The organism is Cryobacterium sp. M23 (assembly GCF_002929655.1).
Classification (GTDB): Bacteria; Actinomycetota; Actinomycetes; order Actinomycetales; family Microbacteriaceae; genus Cryobacterium; species Cryobacterium sandaracinum.
Genome location: NZ_PJJV01000069.1, coordinates 51414 through 68299, shown reverse-complemented (window position 1 = coordinate 68299; position 16886 = coordinate 51414). Strand labels below are relative to the sequence as shown.

Below are 16886 nucleotides of genomic sequence, written 5' to 3'. Positions count from 1 at the left end.
GCAAGCGCAGAAAGCGGTTCCCGTGATCGAGCTGTCCATCCGGGACGACGTGGCCTACGTCGTCCTGAACGCCCCCGACAAGCTGAACGCGCTCGACGAGGCCGGCCTGGCCGAGCTCGCTGCCGCATACGAGACCGCGGAGGCGGCCGGCGTGCGCGCCCTCGCGCTGCGCGGCGAGGGCCGCGCATTCTGCGCGGGCCGTGACATCTCGGGCGTCGACCCGCGCGACGACGATGTGATGGGTTTCCTGGGGGGACTCGTCACGCCGTTGTTGCAGCGGATGAGCGCCTTCCCGGCGCCCACCTTCGCCGCCGCGACCGGGGCCTGCCTCGGGGTTGGCCTCGGCCTGCTGATCGCCACGGATGTCGTCTACGTCGCCGACACCGCGAAGATCGGGTCCCCGTTCGCGAACCTCGGTGCCACGCTCGACTCCGGCGGCCATGCCCTGTTCGTCGACCGGCTCGGCGCGCACCGCACTCTCGACCTGATCTACTCCGGCCGGCTCATGTCGGGCGCGGAGGCCGTGGCCGCCGGCCTGTTCAGCCAGGCATTCCCGGCCGACGAGGTGACGGATGCCACGTCGACGGCCGCCCAACGGGCCGCACAAGGGGCGACTCAGGCGTTCCTCGCCAGCAAGGAGCTCGTGCGCGCCCTCCGGGACGACCGGCTCGGCCTCTGGCAGAGCGTCGCCGCCGAGAACCGGGCGCAGGCGGCCCTCTGCGACACCGCTGACTACCGCGAGGGCTTCGCCGCCTTCCAGCAGAAGCGCAAGCCCGCATTCACCGGCCGCGACTGACCCGTCGCGTCCCTGTCCTGGCCCGTCCCTGCCGCCCGCGTCGAACCAATTCGACGGAGATTCTGGGAAAAAGGCGGTTCCCGAAGGTTCTGGGGCCGTTTCGGGCAAAATCTCCGTCGAATTCGTTAGGGCCGGTCGCCGCGGTCGCCCGCAGCGACCACATCCGCAGCATCTGCCGACCAGGTCCGCGGCGCGGGTTCTACGCCGCTGCGCGGCTGGCACGCCACGCGCTTTGCGGCGCAGCACCCGCGTACCGCTCCTGGAGCGGGCGACGGATGCCGCTACGCGGCTGCGCCACCCAGGTAGGCGTTGTGCACCTCGGGGAGTTCCACGAGCTCGGCCGGGGTTCCCGTGAGGGCCACCCGTCCGCGGTGCATGACCACTGCCCGGTGCGCGATCTTGAACGAGGCGCGCACATTCTGTTCCACGAGGAGAACCGCGAGCTGCTTCTCGACGCAGAGCCGGGAGAGCACGTCCATGATCTCCGCGACCACCTTCGGCGCGAGGCCGATGGACGGCTCGTCCAGCATGATCGCCGTCGGGTTCGCCATCAGGCCGCGCCCGATCGCCACCATCTGCTGCTCGCCACCCGAGAGGGTTCCGGCGGCCTGACCCATCCGGGTGCGCAGCCGGGGGAACAGCTTGAGGATCGAGTCGACGTCGCCGTGGCCCTTCTTCGTCCAGGCACCCAGCATGAGGTTGTCACGCACCGAGAGGGTCGGGAAGCACAGCCGGTTCTCGGGCACATGGGTCAGGCCGAATCCGGCCATCTTCTCCGTGGGCTTCCCGGTGATCGTGCGACCCTCGAGGCTCACGCTGCCCCCGGTGGGCCGGATGAGGCCGCTGACGGCTCGCAGCAGGGTCGTCTTACCGGCCCCGTTCGAGCCCACCACAGCCACGATCTCCCCACGCGCCACCTCGAAGCTGACCTCGTGCAGCACCGCGAGCTTGCCATAGCCGGCGTCCAGTCCGGAAACGATCAGCGTCATGCGTGCTCCTCCAATTCGTTCAGTTCCGCTTCGGCCTCGTCGAGGTCCGTGCCCAGGTAGGCAACGACCACGGCGGGGTCATTGCGCACGGAAACCGGGTCGCCGTAGGCGATGAGCACACCGTCGTCGAGCACCGCGACATGGTCGGCGAGGGACATGACCTGCGCCACATCGTGCTCGACGAGCACGATCGTGAGCCCGGCGGTCCGCAGCCGCCGCAGCAGCTCGGCCATCACCTCGCGCTCAGCGCCGGATAGGCCGGCCATCGGCTCGTCGAGGAGGAGCAGGGCCGGCTCGGCGGCCAGAGCCCGGCAGACCTCCATGATTCGCTGCTTGCCGAACGACAGATCCGAGGCCGAGTCGTCCGCGGCATCCGAGAGTTTCATCGACTGCAGGATCTCGTAGGACGCGGCGCGGTGGGCGCTCTGCTCACCCGACTGCAGCCCCAGCATTCCGCGGAGGACGCCCGCGCTTCCCTTGCGGTACCTGCCCATGTACACGTTGCCGACGACATCCGTCGAGGTGAAGACCTGCAGGTTCTGGAACGTGCGGGTCAGCCCGTGCGCGGCGGCGACGTGCGGCTTGCGGCCGGAGATTACCTGGCCGAGGAACGTGACGGTGCCCTCGCTTGGGGTCAGTGCTCCGGAGATCATGTTGAAGCAGGTCGTCTTGCCGGCACCGTTGGGGCCGATCAGACCCAGGATGCTGCCGGCCGGCACGGTGAGGTTCACATCGTTGACGGCGACGACACCGCCATATCGTTTGCTCAGTCCCTCGAGGACGAGGATCGGCTCACCGGCCGCGACCGGGGTGCTGACCGCCGGGAGCTGCGGGATCGTCGTGTCATCCTCCGGGACGTGCGCATGCGCGTCGCCGGGTGGGCGCTTCCCGGTGAACGGCAACTTCTGCCACAGCGTGGTCGCCGCCTGGTGGAGGCCGCCGGGCAGGAGCAGGATCACCAGGATCAGGACGATACCGTAACCGAGCAACTGCACCTCTCCGGTGGCGCCGGGGAAGACGGCCGGGATGACGTCGCGCATGCCCTCGCCGAGGAATTGCACAAGGAAGGCACCCGCGACGGCGCCCCAGACCGATCCCAGGCCCCCGATGACGACCATCAGCAGGATCGAGACCGACAGGTGGAATTCGGCGGTGGCGGGGCTCACGATCGCGACCTGGTAGGCGTAGAACACTCCGCCGAGGCCCGCGAAGCCGGCGGAGAGCACGAAGACTTTCAGCCGCAGCGCATAGGTGTTGACGCCGAGGCTCTCGGCGGCGAGTTCGGAGTCGTTGACGGCCGAGAGGGCGCGACCGGCGCGGCTGTGGGTGAGGTTGAGGGCCAGGATGAGCCCGATCACCACGAACGGCGTCACGAACCAGAGGAAGAAGCCGCTGTTGTCGATCGGGATCCCGAGCACCGTGGGTCGCGAGATGCCGTAGATGCCCGTGGTTCGTCCGGTGACATCCCATTCGCGCACGCCGATCATCACGATGAAGCCGAGCCCCAGCGTCGCCAGCGCGAGGTAGTGGCCGCGCAGGCGCATCAGCGGAAGGCCCACGAGCAGGGCGACCAGCATCGCGGCGAGAACACCGACGGTGGCCGCCACCGGGCCGGGCAGATCGAGCTTCGTCAGCAGGATCGCGTGGGTGTACGCGCCGATCGCGAAGAACGCGGCCTGCCCGAGGCTGACCTGCCCGGCCAGACCCATCAGCAGGTTGAGCCCGATGGCCGGCAGGGCGAAGATCATGGCGAACACGACGATGTTCATGACCGAGGAACTTGCCGTGAAGGGGACCACGATCATCAGCGCGACGAGCACGCCGCAGCCGATCAGCGTGCTCTTGTTGTTCGCCCAGAAACGCGTGCGGAGGGAGCGCGTCCCGGCGAGGCTAGGTGTGGTTGCATGTGTCATTTCGCTACACCCTGACCGCTGTGGGCTTGAGAACGAGGCCCTGGGGACGGACGACGAGCACAAGGATGAGGATGAGGAAGGCGGCGCCGTCCCTCAGGCCGGACGAGACGTACCCGGCCACGTAGGCCTCGATCACGCCGAGCAGGAGAGCCCCGACGATCGCGGCACGAAAGGAGACGAAGCCGCCGAGGACGGCGGCGACGAAGCCCTTGAGGCCGAGCAGTACGCCGCCCGACCAGAGCGAGAGGTAGATCGGGGAAGCCACCACGCCGGCGACACCCCCGACGAAACCCGCAATCGCGAAGGCCAGCACTGACGCGGTGACCGGTGAGATCCCCACGATGCGCGCCGCAACGGGCTGCTCCGCACACGCCCGCAGGGCCTTGCCCCAGCGCGACTTCTCGTAGAAGAGCACGATTCCGCCGCCGACCACGACGAGGGCGCCGATCATCCAGAATTCCTGAGAACGGATGCTCACCCCGCCGATCAGGATGTTGGTCCCCGGGAACAGGGGCACCCCCTTGGCCTCGGGCCCCCAGGCCAGCAGCATGATCGCCTGCAGCAGAGTCGAGACGCCGAGGGTCAGGATGATGGACGTGAGCGGGGTCAGCTTCTTCACCCGCGCGATGATCAGCCGTTCCATCGCAATGGCCACCAGGGTCACCGAGAGGATGGCGACCAGGATCGCGAGAAGGAGCGGCATCCCGGCCGCGGCGAGCCAGGCACTCCCCAGTCCGGCCAGCATCGCGAACTCGCCCTGGGCGATGTTGATGACGTGGCGAACCGTGTAGACGGCGATCAGGCCGACGGCGAGCAGGGCGTACACAGAGCCCTGTGAAAGCCCTGCCACCGTCAACTGCAGGAAATCAGTGAGCACGATCAGTCCTTGAGGAGGTTCCAGCGACCATCCTCGGCCTCAGCCAGGATGAGGGCGGTGGCGTCGAGGCCGGAGTGGTTCTTCGCGGTCATCTGGAAGACTCCGGAGATCCCGGTCCACTGGGCGCTCTCGAGTTCGTCGCGCAGGGCATCCGCGTCGGTGCCGGCGGCCTCGATCGCGTTGACGGCGATGTGCCAGGCGTCGAACGCGTGGCCCGCGAAACCGGACGGCTGCTCGCCGTAGGCCGCGTTGTAGTCCGCCTGGAACTGCTCGATGACCTCGCGCTGGGTGTTGTCGGCCGCCAGCTGGTCGGCGACGAGCAGGCGCCCCATCGGGGCGATGACGCCGTTGGCGGCGTCACCGGCGGCGTCGAAGAATGCCTGGTTCGAGATGCCGTGCGAGTGGTAGACCGGCTTGTTCACGCTGAGCTGCACATAGGCCTTCTGGGCCAGGCCGGCCGAAGGATTGATGCCCCAGATGATGACGGCGTCGGAGTCCGAGCCGCGCACGTTGGTCATCTGCGGGGTGAAGTCGGTCGCGCTCGGCTCGAAGGCCTCCGTCATGACCAGGGTGATGCCGCGCTCGGCGCCGAGGTCTGTGATGTACTCCGCGACCCCTTCGCCGAAACCGCTCGCGTCGCGCACGAGGGCCAGCTTGGTGTAACCTTTCGTCTCGGCGTCGTCGAGGATGCGCTCGAGCACGACCACGTCGTTCTGTGCGGTCTTGAAGACCCACTTCGAGCCCTCGACGATGGCCACGTTGGCCGCGACGGAGATCATCGGGATCTTCGCGGCTTCCGCGATGGGGCGCATGGCCAGGCTGGGCCCGGTGCGTGAGGCACCGATGATGATGTCGACCTTGTCGCTCTCGATCAGCTTGCTCGTGGCCTTGGCCGCGCCGTCCTCGGTCGACTGGTTGTCGATGATGGTGAGCTCGACGTCGCGGCCGTCGATGCCGCCGTCGTCGTTGAGCTGCTTGGCCAGCATTGTGAGCGTGTTCTGCTCCGGCACGCCGAGGCTGGCGCCGACGCCGGTGACGTCGAGAACCGCGCCGATCTTGATCGGGCCGGCCTCCGCTGCAGGGTCTTCGTTGGCCGTTCCCCCCAGGTTCGAGGTGCTGCATCCGGCCAGCGCAAGGGCTGTGATAACGGCAATCGGCGCGATGAAACGCAGACGAGACTTCTTCATTGGAATCTCCTTCAGAGGAACAGATAATTAGTGACCGACCAGTCGTTCACTAATTCAGGTGTGGGCCTGACAGTACCGTGGCATCGCCGCGCGCGGCAAGGGTCCCGAGGCAGTCGTTCGTAACGAGTGGGTGACGGTGTCGGCGGTGAAAGGATGCCAGTCGGCGCCCGGTCCGTCAGGCCAGCGTGAGCATCCCGGCCGCGCCGAGGGCGAGCGCGAGGCCCAACCACTGCACCGGCGCGATCCGTTCCCGGAGCACCACGGCGGCGAGCAGGATCGTGCCGGCCGGGTACATTGCCGTGAGTACGCTCATCACGCTGAGGTCCCCGGCGCGCATGCCGAGCAGCAGCAACACATTGGCCACGACGTCGATCACGCCGCAGGCCACGGCCAGCCGCAGCCCGATGGTGAGCGTCGAGCGGGGCTGCGGCGCGGCATCCGTCACCGGTCTGAACGAGCCCGTCATCGGCGCGGTCGTCACCAGTGAACGTCGCCGCCGCAACGCGACCAGGGCGAGCAGCCCGACCACGGAGAACATGATCGCCGCATTCACCGCGCGGTTCATCACCAGCGGCACGAGCCCGCTGTCCGCCGGGGTCAGGTCGATCATCACCATGAAGGCGCCGATCATCGTGCCGGAGCCGAGGGCCATCAGCACGCCGAGCAGGCTCGGCCGCACGGCGCCGCGCTCGGGCACGAAACCCACGAGCACCACCGCCACGAGCGCCAGGCCGAGCGCCCAGTAGCCGATCGGGGCGAGGCGGTCGCTGCCGGCCAGCCCCACCGTCATCGGCACGACCGCCGACACCACGGCCGTGAGCGGAGAGAGGATGCTCATCGGCCCGATCGCGAGGCAGGCATAGAGCAGCGAGATCGCGATTGCGCCGCTGACTCCGGACAATCCGCCCCACAGCACGGCCGACGGCGACCAGACCCCCACCACAAACGGTAGGGCGAGCAGCAGGGCCACGAGCCCGGATGCCGCGGCGACGGCCGTCACGAGCAGGGAACTCATGCGCTTGGCGGCGAGCCCGCCAAGGAAGTCGGCACTCCCGAAGATGAGTGCGCCGGTGAGGCCGAGGACCGCGGTAAGCATAGAAAACGAGCTTAGCGAGTGGCCGGTATCCTAAAACCCACAACTGTGTGAGGCGGGGAGACAGGTCGCTGTGAAACGAGGGAACAGGGCGCGGCAGTGGGCAGCGCTCGCGCTGGGCGCCGCCGTGGTGGCCGCGGTGCTGGGGTGGTCCGCCGCCCCGGCGTCGGCCCACAACTCCGTGGGCGGGTCCTCCCCGGCCGCGGGGGCCGTCGTGACTGAACAGCCTTCGCTGTTCACCGTGACAACGAACGACGCCCTGCTTGACCTCGGCGGCGGGGGAGCGGGCAGCGGGATGCTCATCAGCGGGCCCGCGCGTGTGGCCACGCCTCTCTACTACGGTGACGGCTGTATCAGCCTGCTCGGCCCGACCGTCGAGACCAAGGCCCAGCTGGGCCAGCCGGGCGAGTACACGGTGACCTGGCAGGTGGTCTCGACCGACGGGCATCCGGTGTCCGGCGACTTCACCTTCACCTGGCAACCGGCCGCCGACCAGGCATTGGCTGAGGGATCCCCGGCCAAGCCGGTCTGCGCCGAGACCGCGGACGCCGCCGCGGATGCGGCTTCCCCGGATTCCACCGACACAAGCGCCGTCGCCCTCGCCGAAGCCCCCCTCGTCGCCGTCTGGATCGCCGCCGCCCTCGGTGCCGTCCTCCTCGCCGTGGCTGGATCCCTCCTCGCCATCCGCCGACGCGCGCCGCGCCCACCGAATCAGCCCGAGCAGCCCGACCAGCCCGCGTAGCCGACCCGCACCATCGGAGGGCGCAGGTAGAGTTGCCGGGTGAGTTGGAACGCCGAAATACCGTGGAATCCTGACGAGTTCGAACCACCCGACGAATTCGACGCCCCGCCACCGCCCGACGGCTATGCCGGCGGAGCCAGGGAGTGGGAACCTGCCCCGGACCTGGCGGGCCCGGCAGGCCGCGCTGGTGCCGGCGCATCCGCCCTTCGCGTACCCGCAACCCCGCCCCGCCGCGCCACCGCGAAGTTCGCGACGGCCGGCGAGGCCCTGCGCACGGTCTTCGGCTACGACTCCTTCCGCGGCGAGCAGGCCGCCATCATCGACCAGGTCATCAACGGCAACGATGCCGTCGTGCTGATGCCCACCGGTGGCGGTAAGAGCCTGTGCTATCAGATCCCCTCGCTCGTGCGGGAGGGCACCGGCATCGTCATCTCGCCGCTGATCGCCCTCATGCAAGACCAGGTCGACGCGCTCACCGCCGTGGGCGTGCGCGCCGCGTTCCTCAACTCCAGCCAGGACTCCGCCGCTCGGGGCACGGTCGAGCGCGACTACCTCGCCGGCAACCTCGACCTGCTCTACGTCGCCCCCGAGCGACTCTCCTCCGAGACCACCAAGCGTTTCCTCGACCGCGGCACCATCGCCCTCTTCGCCATCGACGAGGCCCACTGCGTGTCGCAGTGGGGGCACGACTTCCGGCCCGACTACCTGGCCCTGTCCGACCTGGCCGACCGCTGGCCCGACGTTCCCCGCATCGCTCTCACCGCCACGGCCACCGACGCCACCCATAAAGAGATCACCACCCGGCTACAGATGGGCGATGCCCGGCACTTCGTCGCCAGCTTCGACCGGCCCAACATCCAATACCGCATCGTCGGAAAGGCAGAGCCGCGCAAGCAGCTTCTGGCCTTCATCAAGGCCGAGCACCCCACGGATGCCGGCATCGTCTATGCCCTCAGTCGCAAGACCGTCGAGGCGACCGCCGAATTTCTGCGCCAGAACGGGCTCAACGCGCTGCCCTACCACGCGGGCCTCGACCAGGGGTTGCGCGCCCGCACCCAGTCCCGGTTCCTCCGTGAGGAGGGCGTCATCATCGTCGCCACGATCGCGTTCGGCATGGGCATCGACAAACCGGATGTGCGTTTCGTCGCCCACATCGACCTGCCCAAGTCCGTCGAGGGCTACTACCAGGAGACTGGCCGCGCGGGCCGCGACGGCCTGCCCTCCACCGGCTGGCTCACCTATGGCCTGCAAGACGTCGTGCAGCAGCGCCGCATGATCGACGAGTCGCCCGGCGACCTCGGCCACCGGCGCAAGCTCTCCGCCCACCTCGACGCCATGCTCGCGCTCTGCGAGACCGTCAGCTGCCGCCGGGTCAACCTGCTGCGCTACTTCGGCCAGTCCAGCGAGCCGTGCGGCAACTGCGACACCTGCCTCGAACCCCCCGTCGGCTGGGACGGCACCGTCCCCGCCCAGAAACTGCTCTCCACCGTGGTGCGCCTGCTGCGCGAGCGCAATCAGCGCTTCGGCGCCGGGCAGCTCATCGACATCCTGCGCGGCAAGGTGACCCCGCGCACCACTCAGCACAGCCACGACCAGCTGGCCACCTGGGGCATCGGTGCCGACCTCAGCGACCAGCAGTGGCGCGGCGTCGTGCGGCAGCTCCTCGCCCAGGGTTTCCTGGCCACCTCCGGCGAATACGGCACCCTGGTGCTGACGGATGCCGCCGCGGAGGTCCTCGCTGGCCGCCGCACAGTGGAGCTCCGCACCGAGCCCGAACGGGCCGCCCGCCCCGCGGCCGGGGCCCGCAAGAGCGCCGCGAAGGCGGCCGCGGCCGATCTCAGCCCCGAGCAGGAGACCCTGTTCGCGGCGCTGCGGGTCTGGCGCTCCGCCCAGTCCAAAGAGCAGGGCGTGCCGGCCTACATCATCTTCGGCGACGCAACCCTGCTGGCGATCGCCGCGACGAAGCCGGCCACCCTGGCCGACCTCGACGGCATCTCCGGCGTCGGTGCCAAGAAGCTCGACGCCTACGGCGCCGCCCTCCTCGAGGTCGTGTCCGCCGGAACCTGACGCCTCCCGTCCCGTCCCGGACCCAACCCGCGGCATCCCGCAGGACCGGGTAGAACTGAGTCATGGACTGGACCGAGTACTTCAACGCTCAGGCCGGTCGCCCACCGCGTGCGGTGCTGCTCCGTGCCCTCGATCTCCGTGCCCTCGATCTCCGTGCCCTCGATCTCCGTGCCCTCGACCTCCGTGCCCTCGACCTCCGTGCCCTCGACCTCCGCGCCGACGCGCCACCGGCCCCACCCGGCACTGCGATCGACTTGGGCTGCGGTGCGGGCACCGAGACCCGGCACCTGCTCGCCGCCGGCTGGACCGTACACGCGTTCGACGCCGACCCGGGCTCCGAGGCCAGGGTCCGGACGGGCCTTCGCGCCGCGGAGCAGTCCCGCCTGGTCTTTCACCGGTCCCGCTTCGAGGATCTCCCCGAGTTGCCCGCCGCAGACCTCGTCTATGCGGGGTTTTCCCTGCCCTTCTGCGACCCCGCGGTGTTCCCCGACCTGTGGGCGGGCATCCGCGCGGCGCTGAAGCCCGGCGCCTGGTTCGCCGGAGAATTCTTCGGTCCCCACGATGAATGGGCCGGCCGCGCAGACATGAACTTCCATGATCGCGGCCAGGTCGAGGCGCTCCTGGCCGGTCTGCACGTCGTCGGCCTCGTCGAAGACGACCGCCCCGGTCAGTCCGCATTCGGCCCTCGCTACTGGCACCTCTTCCACGTCACCGCCCGCACCCCGACGACCTGTGCCCCGACGAATTCGACGGAGATTTTGAGCTAAAGCCACGTTTTGGGCTTGTTTTAGGGCTTCTAGGGCAAAATCTCCGTCGAATTCGTTAGGAGCGGCCGGGCCGTCGCTCCGGCAGAGGTGGTGCCCCGTTTGTGGGTAACGGTGCCGTCAGACCCTTTACCGCTGTGGAAACCTACAAGACGAATGCCGGGCGGAGCCTCCTTCGTTGTAGGCCCGTCACGCACTATTTCCCTGCTTCGTGAGAGCCGCCTAGCGTGTAAGAAAATTTCGAGTTCGCGCGAAGACGAAGGACCAATGATGGTTGACACTGCTCAGCGCTCCAACAGCACTACCCCCGCCAAGACGGAGAAGACCCGCGCCAAGACGGACAAGAAGACGGACGCGACCCTGGCCACGACTGTCGCCGTCACGCCCCCCGTGGCGCCCGGCGTCGACACCGGCCCCGTCATGATCGCCGGCCAGGCCGGTGCCCCCACGGTCAACATCGAGTCGCTGCACCGGCAGCTGCTCGGCACCTGGGCCGACGTGCGCCTGCGGGCGCGCGAGCTCACGGCCAAGCCCGAACTGCAGCGCATCGAGGGTCAATCCATGGCCGAGCACCGCGAACGCGTGCTGGGCCAGCTCCTGATCCTGGCCGAGAACGGGCACGTGCACCGCGCGTTCCCGACGCACCTGGGCGGCGCCGACGACCACGGCGGAAACATCGCCGGGTTCGAGGAACTCGTCACCGCCGACCCCAGCCTGCAGATCAAGGCGGGCGTGCAGTGGGGTCTGTTCGGCGCGGCCGTGCTGCACCTCGGCACCAAGAAGCACCACGACGCCTACCTGCCGGGCATCATGACCATGCAGGTCCCGGGCGTCTTCGCGATGACCGAGACCGGACACGGCTCGGATGTCGCGGCCATCGGCACGACTTCGACCTACGACCCTGCCACGCAGGAATTCGTTATCGACACCCCGTTCCGCGCGGCGTGGAAGGACTACCTCGGAAACGCCGCGAAAGACGGCATCGCCGCCGTTCTCTTCGCCCAGCTGATCACCGCGGGCGTCAACCATGGAGTGCACGCATTCTGGGTGCCGATCCGCGACGAGGCCGGGGATTTCCTCCCCGGCATCGGTGGCGAGGACGACGGCCTCAAGGGCGGCCTCAACGGCATCGACAACGGGCGGCTCCACTTCGACGGGGTGCGCATCCCCCGCGAAAACCTGCTCAACCGCTATGGCGACGTCGCCGAGGACGGGACCTACACCAGCCCGATCTCCAGCCCCGGCCGCCGCTTTTTCACCATGCTCGGCACCCTCGTGCAGGGCCGCGTCTCGCTCGACGGCGCCGCCACCCAGGCTTCGGCGATGGCCCTCACGATCGCCATCACCTACGGCAGCCAGCGCCGCCAGTTCAACGCCGGTAGCGACACCGACGAGGAGGTCATCCTCGACTACCAGCGCCACCAGCGCCGTCTGCTGCCGCGCCTGGCCACGACCTACGCGCACACGTTCGCCCACGACGAGTTCCTGGTCAAGTTCGATCAGGTCTTCAGCGGCCAGGCCGACACGGATGCCGACCGGCAAGACCTCGAAACCCTCGCCGCCGCCCTCAAGCCGCTCTCGACCTGGCACGCTCTCGACACCCTGCAGGAGGCCCGCGAAGCCTGCGGCGGCGCCGGATTCCTGGCCGAGAACCGGCTGGTCGGCCTGCGCGCCGACCTGGACGTCTTCGCCACCTTCGAGGGCGACAACAACGTGCTCCTGCAGCTCGTCGCGAAGCGTCTGCTCACCGACTACAGCCGCAAGTTCGCCTCAGCCGGCCCGGGCGTGCTCGCCCGCTACGTCGTGCAGCAAGCTGCCGGCCGCGCCTACCACGGTACCGGGCTCCGCACCCTGGGCCAGGCGGTCTCCGACTTCGGCTCCACCGCTCGCTCCGTGGGCCACCTCCGCGACACCGCGGTGCAGCGGGAGCTGCTCACCGACCGGGTCGAAACCATGATCGCCGAGATCGCGGGCAAGCTCCGCTCGGCCGGCAAGCTGGCACCGAAGGATGCCGCGGCCCTCTTCAACGCCAACCAGGACCAGCTGATCGAGGCGGCCCGTTCGCACGGCGAGCTGCTGCAGTGGGAGGCGTTCACCCGGGCGGTCGAGACCGCCGAAGACGCCGGCACGAAGCAGGTCCTGACCTGGCTGCGCGACCTGTTCGGCCTCGGGCTGGTGGAGAAGCACCTGGCCTGGTACCTGATCCACGGGCGCCTGTCGGCCAAGCGGGCACAGTCGGTCACGGCCTACATCGACCGCATCATCGCCCGGCTCCGCCCCCACGCCGTCGACCTGGTCGACGCCTTCGGTTACAGCCAGGACCACCTCCGGTCGGCAATCGCCAGCGGTGCCGAGCAGGAGCGCCAGAACGAGGCCAGGGACTACTACCAAACCCAGCGTTCCAACGGCACCGCTCCCCGCGCCGAGAAGGCTCCCGCCAAGAGGTAGCCCCGATCCGGTGGAGAGTGCCCGTTCCGCCGGCCGCTCTCTACCGGAACGGGCACCCTCGTGTCGTACCCAGGTACGAGGCCGGCGGGCGCACAAGCGTCCGCTGGGCCGATGCGTGCAGCATCCGTCCCCCGTAACGTCGATGACGGGCCGATTTCACACGGTGAGACCGGCCCCACCGATGTACAACGAGGAGACGGATGATTCAGGCACAGTCCCTGACCAAACGGCACGGCGGCAAGACCGCGGTCGACGCGATCGACTTCACCGTGCAGCCCGGCAAGGTGACCGGCCTGCTGGGTCCGAACGGCGCCGGCAAGAGCACCATCATGCGCATGATCGTCGGACTGGACCGGCCGACCGCCGGCTCGGTCACGGTCAACGGCAAGCATTACAGCGAGCACCGGGCGCCGCTGTGCGAGGTGGGCGTGCTGCTCGACGCGAGGGCCGTGCACACCGGCCGCTCGGCCCGCAACCACCTGCTGGCCCTGGCGGCCACCCACGGCATCCCGGCCGCCCGGGTCGACGAGGTGATCGAGCTCACCGGGATTGGAGCCGTCGCCCGCACGCGCGTCGGCGGCTTCTCCCTCGGCATGGGCCAGCGCCTCGGCATCGCAGCGGCGCTGCTCGGCGACCCTGCGGTGCTGATTCTCGACGAGCCCGTCAACGGGCTCGACCCCGAGGGTGTGCAGTGGGTGCGCCAGCTGATGCGGCACCTCGCCGCGGAGGGCCGCACCGTGCTGCTGTCCTCGCACATGATGAGCGAAATGGCTCTCACGGCCGACCACCTGATCATGCTGGGCCGGGGAAAGGTGATCGTGAATGCCCCGGTCTCCGAGATTATCGGCATGGCCGGCACGCACCGGGTGCGCGTGCGCACCCCTCAGTCCGCCCAGCTCGCGGCCCTGCTCGCCCAGCCCGACGTCACCGTCACCACCGGAGAGCCGGACCTGCTCGAGGTAGCCGGTATTTCGGCCGGTGACATCGGCGAACAGGCAGCCGCCGCCGGCATCGTGCTGCACGAGCTGACCGGCGTGAGCGCGTCACTGGAAGAGGCTTACCTGGCCCTGACCCAAGACGAGGTGGAGTACCGCGCCAGCGGCTCCGCGCAACTGCAGGAGGCATGACGATGACCGAGACAACCGCGACCAAGACGCCCGCGCCCGCTGCTTCCTCCTCCCCGGCCGCGGACGGCACCGTGCCCGGCGCCGCATCCGCTGTGCACGACCTGAGCGCGGCGGGCCTGCTGCGGTCGGAGTGGATCAAGCTGCGCAGCGTGCGCTCGACCGCCTGGTCGTACGCCCTGCTCGTATTGGTCTCGCTCGCCCTCGCGGCGGTCATGTCCTCGACGCTCGACCTGCAGGGTGCGGACGCCTCGATGATCCCCGCGGCCGACCAGGCGACCTTCATCGCCCAGACCGCGACATTCGGGGTGTTCTTCGGCCAACTCATCGTGGCCGTCCTCGGCGCGCTGACCATCAGCGGCGAATACTCCACCGGCATGATTCGGTCCACGTTGACAGCGGTGCCGCGGCGGCTGCCCGCCCTCGCGGCGAAGGCCGCCGTGCTGTTCGTCACGACCTTCGTGGTTGGGCTGGCCGCCAACCTCGGTTCCTATCTGGTGGCGTCGCTGGTGCTTTCCCGGCAGGGCTTGGGCGTCAGCATCGCGGATCCAGCCGTGTTCCTGCCGGTACTCGGCGGTGCGCTCTACCTGGCCCTGATCGCGGTCTTCGCCCTCGGCATCGGCACCATCGTGCGCAGCGGGGCCGGCGGCATCGCGGTCGTGCTCGGCATCGTGCTGTTGCTCCCGATGGTGTTCCAGGTGATCGCTGCCCCGTGGGCCGCCGCGGTGCTGCCGTATCTGGTGTCGAACGCGGGCATCAACATGTTCGGGTTGATGTCGTTCAGCCCGGTGCCGATCGAATGGTGGGTCAACCTGCTGGTGGTGCTCGGCTGGCTCGCGGTCAGCTTGGTCGGTGCCGCTGTGGTGTTGAAGCGGAGGGACGCGTAGAGTCCTCTGAATGACCGAATCACTCCTCGCCCTCGGTCGGCCGCTTGTGCCGACCGAGGGCGAACTGCGTCTGCCGACACCGCCGGGGGTGGCCGGGCGGTTCTGGGCGCGGCATCCGTGGCTCAGCGATGCGCTGGTCGCGAGCGCCTATTTCGTGCCGATGGCCGTCGTCTTCCTGATCGACCTGACACGGCAGGCCGGGCCCGGACTGCCGCCGCAGGCCATCATCACCGCCGCGGTGGTGATGGTCATCACGGCCGCACTGCTGGTCCGGCGGCATGCCCCGCTTCTCGTGCTCGGGGTGACCTGCGCAGGACTGGTCGTCGCTTTCCCCGGCCAGGGCGACACCCTGCCCGTGCTGATCGCGCTCTACACCGCCGCGGTCTACCGTGGCGTGCGAAGCGCCTGGTTCGGCCTCGCCGTGGCGATCGGCATCGGCGCCCTGGGTGCTTTTCTGGGCGCGAGCAGCTACGCATCCTGGCTTGCGGTCGCCTCCCAACCCGCGGTCCTCATGCTCGCGGCCACCCTGATCGGCGTCACGGTCGGCGATCGCAAGCGTTATGTGGCCGCGCTGGTCGAACTGGCCGCACAGCTGGCCCGAGAGCGCGACCAGCAGGCCCAGCTCGCCCGCATCACCGAACGCGGGCGCATCGCCCGGGAAATGCACGACATCATCGCGCACAGCCTCTCGGTCATGGTCGCGCTCGCCGACGGCGCCGACGCGCTGCTTGTCAAAGACCCGGAACGTTCGCGCGCTGCGCTGCGCGAGGTGTCCCGGACCGGCCGCGGCTCGATGTCCGAGATGCGCCGGCTGCTCGGCGTGCTGAGTGAGGGTCCTCAGGAGCAGGGCGACCCCGAGGGGACGGATGTCCCCCTCCGGCCCCAACCCGGCGCCGACCAGCTCGTCGACCTGGTCGAATCGTTCCGCGCCGCCGGACTGCCCGCCCGGCTGGAACTCACCGGGCGCATTCCCGGGAGCCAGGGTCTGCAGTTGACGGTCTACCGGATCGTGCAGGAATCGCTGACCAACGCGCTGCGGTATTCGGCGCATCCGACCGCGGTGACCGTGCGACTGACCCGGGTGCCGGGGCGGCTCGAAGTGGTCATCGCCGACGACGGCCGGAACGCGTCGGCCACATTGCCGTCGTCGGCTGCCGGGCGGGGCATCATCGGGCTGCGTGAGCGCGTCGCGCTCTACGACGGCACCCTCGTGGCCGGGTGCCGTCCCGGCGGCGGCTGGCAGGTGCGCGCGACGATGACGGTCGACGAGACGGGGGAACGGGCATGACGCCGATCCGGATTTTGCTCGTCGACGACCAGACGCTGCTGCGCACGGGCTTCCGGATGGTGCTCGAGGCCGAGGACGATTTCACCGTGGTGGCCGAGGCCGGCGACGGCGCCGCGGCGATCGCACTCGCCGCCGACCTGCATCCCGACGTCATCCTGATGGATGTGCGGATGCCCGGGATCGATGGCATCGAGGCCACCCGGCAGATCACCACCGCGTGCCCTGACAGCCGGATCATCATCCTCACCACCTTCGACCTCGACGAGTACGCCTTCGGTGGCCTCCGCGCGGGCGCGCGGGGGTTCCTGCTGAAAGACGCCCAGCCCAGTGAACTTGCCGCAGCCGTCCGGGCCGTGGCCTCGGGCGACGCCTCCGTTTCGGCGCGGGTGACCCGGCGCATGCTGGACCTGTTCGGATCCAAGCTCCCGGGGGTCGATCCGGGGGCCGGCGAGGCCGAAGCGGATGCCGACGCCGGCCGGATCGGCCTGCTCACCGAGCGGGAGCACGAGGTCTTCCTCGCGGTCGCAGAGGGGTTGTCGAACCCCGAGCTCGCCGACCGGTTCTTCCTGTCCGAGTCCACCGTCAAGAGCCACGTCGGACGCATCCTGGCCAAGCTCGAGCTGCGTGACCGAGTGCAGGTCGTCATCCTCGCCCACCGGCTCGGCCTCGTCACTCCGTGACCGGCCCGATTCTGCGCCGGTGCACCCGGCG

14 protein-coding genes are annotated in these 16886 nt (G+C 69.3%); 9 read left to right on the top strand and 5 right to left on the bottom strand.

Features of this window, described 5'->3' with window-relative positions; all coding sequences use genetic code 11:
• Nucleotides 1–22: 22 nt before the first annotated feature.
• Nucleotides 23–796 carry an enoyl-CoA hydratase/isomerase family protein gene (locus CXY82_RS08575; protein ID WP_104170548.1) on the top strand — a complete coding sequence of 258 codons (774 nt, stop codon included), beginning with the start codon at nucleotides 23–25 and terminating at the stop codon, nucleotides 794–796.
• A 281-nt stretch (nucleotides 797–1077) separates the two neighbouring features.
• On the opposite strand, the gene CXY82_RS08570 is transcribed toward CXY82_RS08575, so the two are convergent.
• The 5 genes from CXY82_RS08570 to CXY82_RS08550 form a co-directional block, all read right to left on the bottom strand.
• Nucleotides 1078–1785: an ABC transporter ATP-binding protein gene (locus CXY82_RS08570; RefSeq protein ID WP_104170547.1), complete on the bottom strand. Its 708-nt coding sequence runs from the start codon at nucleotides 1783–1785 to the stop codon at nucleotides 1078–1080.
• Nucleotides 1782–3698, bottom strand: coding sequence for an ATP-binding cassette domain-containing protein (locus CXY82_RS08565; RefSeq protein ID WP_104170546.1), 1917 nt, complete (start codon nucleotides 3696–3698; stop codon nucleotides 1782–1784). Before CXY82_RS08565 ends, CXY82_RS08570 begins: the two co-directional genes overlap by 4 nt.
• A gap of 4 nt (nucleotides 3699–3702) precedes the next feature.
• Complete coding sequence (locus CXY82_RS08560) at nucleotides 3703–4575, bottom strand: branched-chain amino acid ABC transporter permease (protein ID WP_158250302.1); 873 nt, start codon at nucleotides 4573–4575, stop codon at nucleotides 3703–3705.
• 2 nt (nucleotides 4576–4577) lie between these two features.
• Complete coding sequence (locus CXY82_RS08555) at nucleotides 4578–5762, bottom strand: ABC transporter substrate-binding protein (protein ID WP_104170545.1); 1185 nt, start codon at nucleotides 5760–5762, stop codon at nucleotides 4578–4580.
• A gap of 175 nt (nucleotides 5763–5937) precedes the next feature.
• The gene (locus CXY82_RS08550) at nucleotides 5938–6858 is read right to left on the bottom strand and encodes an EamA family transporter (protein WP_104170544.1); all 921 of its coding nucleotides are present in this window, start codon (nucleotides 6856–6858) and stop codon (nucleotides 5938–5940) included.
• Nucleotides 6859–6928: 70 nt separating this feature from the next.
• Between CXY82_RS08550 and CXY82_RS08545 the strand changes: the two genes are divergently transcribed.
• The 8 genes from CXY82_RS08545 to CXY82_RS08510 all read left to right on the top strand — a co-directional run bounded on the left by CXY82_RS08545 (nucleotide 6929) and on the right by CXY82_RS08510 (nucleotide 16855).
• Nucleotides 6929–7597 carry a copper resistance CopC family protein gene (locus CXY82_RS08545; protein ID WP_104170543.1) on the top strand — a complete coding sequence of 223 codons (669 nt, stop codon included), beginning with the start codon at nucleotides 6929–6931 and terminating at the stop codon, nucleotides 7595–7597.
• A 39-nt stretch (nucleotides 7598–7636) separates the two neighbouring features.
• Nucleotides 7637–9664, top strand: a complete 2028-nt coding sequence (recQ, locus tag CXY82_RS08540) for a DNA helicase RecQ (RefSeq protein ID WP_233199267.1) — start codon at nucleotides 7637–7639, stop codon at nucleotides 9662–9664.
• 62 nt (nucleotides 9665–9726) lie between these two features.
• Nucleotides 9727–10431, top strand: coding sequence for a trans-aconitate 2-methyltransferase (locus CXY82_RS08535; RefSeq protein WP_146069082.1), 705 nt, complete (start codon nucleotides 9727–9729; stop codon nucleotides 10429–10431).
• A 267-nt stretch (nucleotides 10432–10698) separates the two neighbouring features.
• Nucleotides 10699–12876 (top strand): acyl-CoA dehydrogenase, encoded by a 2178-nt coding sequence (locus CXY82_RS08530; protein ID WP_104170562.1) that lies wholly within the window; start codon nucleotides 10699–10701, stop codon nucleotides 12874–12876.
• 200 nt (nucleotides 12877–13076) lie between these two features.
• Complete coding sequence (locus CXY82_RS08525) at nucleotides 13077–14003, top strand: ABC transporter ATP-binding protein (protein ID WP_104170542.1); 927 nt, start codon at nucleotides 13077–13079, stop codon at nucleotides 14001–14003.
• A 2-nt stretch (nucleotides 14004–14005) separates the two neighbouring features.
• Complete coding sequence (locus tag CXY82_RS08520) at nucleotides 14006–14887, top strand: ABC transporter permease (protein ID WP_104170541.1); 882 nt, start codon at nucleotides 14006–14008, stop codon at nucleotides 14885–14887.
• Nucleotides 14888–14897: 10 nt separating this feature from the next.
• Nucleotides 14898–16175 (top strand): sensor histidine kinase, encoded by a 1278-nt coding sequence (locus CXY82_RS08515; protein ID WP_104170540.1) that lies wholly within the window; start codon nucleotides 14898–14900, stop codon nucleotides 16173–16175.
• Entirely contained in the window at nucleotides 16172–16855 is a 684-nt protein-coding gene (locus tag CXY82_RS08510; RefSeq protein ID WP_104170539.1) for a response regulator transcription factor, read from the top strand. The genes CXY82_RS08515 and CXY82_RS08510 overlap by 4 nt, the downstream gene beginning before the upstream one ends.
• Nucleotides 16856–16886: the final 31 nt, after the last annotated feature.

Coding starts and splice junctions, on each gene's coding strand:
- CXY82_RS08550 (WP_104170544.1), bottom strand. CDS start 6,858: ATGCTTACCGCGGTCCTCGGCCTCACCGGCGCACTCATCTTCGGGAGT.
- CXY82_RS08510 (WP_104170539.1), top strand. CDS start 16,172: ATGACGCCGATCCGGATTTTGCTCGTCGACGACCAGACGCTGCTGCGC.
- CXY82_RS08525 (WP_104170542.1), top strand. CDS start 13,077: ATGATTCAGGCACAGTCCCTGACCAAACGGCACGGCGGCAAGACCGCG.
- CXY82_RS08555 (WP_104170545.1), bottom strand. CDS start 5,762: ATGAAGAAGTCTCGTCTGCGTTTCATCGCGCCGATTGCCGTTATCACA.
- CXY82_RS08530 (WP_104170562.1), top strand. CDS start 10,699: ATGGTTGACACTGCTCAGCGCTCCAACAGCACTACCCCCGCCAAGACG.
- CXY82_RS08570 (WP_104170547.1), bottom strand. CDS start 1,785: ATGACGCTGATCGTTTCCGGACTGGACGCCGGCTATGGCAAGCTCGCG.
- CXY82_RS08520 (WP_104170541.1), top strand. CDS start 14,006: ATGACCGAGACAACCGCGACCAAGACGCCCGCGCCCGCTGCTTCCTCC.
- CXY82_RS08535 (WP_146069082.1), top strand. CDS start 9,727: ATGGACTGGACCGAGTACTTCAACGCTCAGGCCGGTCGCCCACCGCGT.
- CXY82_RS08565 (WP_104170546.1), bottom strand. CDS start 3,698: ATGACACATGCAACCACACCTAGCCTCGCCGGGACGCGCTCCCTCCGC.
- CXY82_RS08515 (WP_104170540.1), top strand. CDS start 14,898: ATGACCGAATCACTCCTCGCCCTCGGTCGGCCGCTTGTGCCGACCGAG.